Below are 2009 nucleotides of genomic sequence, written 5' to 3'. Positions count from 1 at the left end.
AAAGGCGTTCCAAATAAAGTGACGCGCATTTTAAAAGAAGCAGTGGTTAAGGCTGCTGAGAATGCTGGGAATAAAATTGGCAATGATGGTTTGATCTCCTATTTGGAAAAGCAGGCTATAGAATGTCCAGCGGCTTATTTAGCGTTGCTTGGTAAGGTGTTGCCTTTACAGGTAACAGGTGAAGATGGGGGAGCCATTAAGGTGATAACGCGTGTAGAAATCGCGCCTTTGGTCAATGACGACAAGACAGATTAAGATTGTACCAAAACTTATCCCTATTTTTGATGGGGATGCTTTGGTACGAGCGGCGTGGGGTGGACGAGGGTCTGGAAAGACAAGATCATTTGCATTGATGGCTGCTTTAAAAGGCTATCAATTTGGTATGCAGGGGATATCGGGGACCATTCTTTGTGCACGTCAGTTTCAGAATTCTTTGGCAGAAAGTTCATTGGAGGAGATTAAGCGCGCCATTGAAGCGCACGACTTTTTAAAGGACTATTACAAGGTTGGGGAATCGTCGATTAAGTCGATAGATGGTCGCGTAGCCTTTCAGTTTTCTGGTCTTGACCGTAATATTGCGAGCATTAAATCGATGGGGCGCATTTTGCTTTGTTGGGTTGATGAAGCAGAGCCGGTAACAGAGACGGCTTGGCAAACGCTTATACCGACTTTGCGAGAAGAAGGAGAGGGATGGCGGGCAGAATTATGGGTGACATGGAACCCGTTGCGAGAGAATGCCCCCGTTGAGAAGCGGTTTCGCTTTTCAGACAATGAGGCAATCAAGCGTGTTGAGATCAACTGGTCAGACAATCCGAAGTTTCCCAAGATCTTGAATGAAGCGCGGCTTGATGATCTGAGAAACCGTCCAGAGACCTATAAGCATATCTGGGAAGGGGCTTATCTTACAGCGGTTCAAGGCGCTTATTATCAAAAGGAAATGTTGGCAGCCGAGCAGGAGGGGCGGATAGGGCGTGTTGCTCGTGACCCTTTAATGCAAATACGTGCTTTTTGGGATATTGGGGGGACAGGCGCCAAGGCAGATGCCACGGCGATATGGATAGCACAGTTTGTGGGGCGAGAAATTAGAGTGCTTAATTATTACGAAGCACAGGGACAGCCATTATCCGAGCACATAGGCTGGTTACGTCAGAATGGCTATGAGAAGGCATTGATGGTTCTCCCCCATGATGGTGCAACAAGAGACCGTGTACACAATGTGAGTTTTGAGAGTGCTTTAAATGATGCGGGTTTTGAAACGCAAGTCATTCCTAATCAAGGGGCAGGTGCTGTTAAGATGCGAATAGAGGCGGTGCGACGTATTTTACCTTCAGTATGGTTTAACGAAGAGACAACCGTAGCGGGTCGTAAAGCACTGAATTGGTATCATGAGAAATGGGATGAGAAGCGCAATATTGGCTTGGGAGCAGAGCATGATTGGTCCAGTCATGGTGCGGATGCCTTTGGGTTAATGTGTGTGGGGTATGAACAGCCGATGCAAAAACAGAAGAGACCAGCTTATAGCGGTAGAGAAACTTATGAAAGCACGTCATGGATGGCAGAATGATGTATGATGAAGAGCATTTAGAGAAAGAAAGTAACGCATCAGATTTGTCGACAGAAGGTTTGTTTAGCAAGCTTGTGAGCTGGTACAAAGAAGATGTTGAGCATGTGAACAAATGGCGCGAACATGCAAGAGAGGATTTTCGATTTTACAATGGTGATCAGTGGAATGAGGCTGATTTAGCGGCGTTAAAAGAGCAACGCCGCCCCGTTATGACGTTTAACCGTATTGCACCATTGGTTAATGCCGTTGTGGGTTCAGAGCGTAACAATAAACGAGAGGTGCAATTCATTCCCCGTCAAATAGGCAAGGCATTGCCAAGTGAATTGCTTACAGGAGCAGCGGAATGGTTTCGCGACATGGCACATGCTGAATATGCAGATAGTGATGCTTTCCAAGACGCTGTCATCTGCGGCATGGGCTGGACCGATACGCGGCTTGATTATGA

At 46.7% G+C, this 2009-nt stretch carries 3 protein-coding genes; all 3 read left to right on the top strand.

Annotated features, from left to right (window positions below):
* On the top strand, positions 1 to 255 hold a 255-nt coding region (locus ACFIMM_RS03905; RefSeq protein WP_375682727.1), incomplete at its 5' end, for a hypothetical protein.
* Entirely contained in the window at positions 236 to 1564 is a 1329-nt protein-coding gene (locus tag ACFIMM_RS03900) for a PBSX family phage terminase large subunit (RefSeq protein ID WP_375610917.1), read from the top strand. The genes ACFIMM_RS03905 and ACFIMM_RS03900, both read left to right, overlap by 20 nt.
* A partial coding sequence (locus ACFIMM_RS03895; protein WP_375682728.1) for a portal protein occupies positions 1549 to 2009 on the top strand: 461 nt, incomplete at its 3' end. The genes ACFIMM_RS03900 and ACFIMM_RS03895, both read left to right, overlap by 16 nt.

This window comes from Bartonella sp. AP258QHHD (genome assembly GCF_042196145.1).
Taxonomy (GTDB): domain Bacteria; phylum Pseudomonadota; class Alphaproteobacteria; order Rhizobiales; family Rhizobiaceae; genus Bartonella.
Note: the sequence above shows the minus strand (reverse complement) of the source record. Positions and strands in the feature narration are given on the sequence as shown.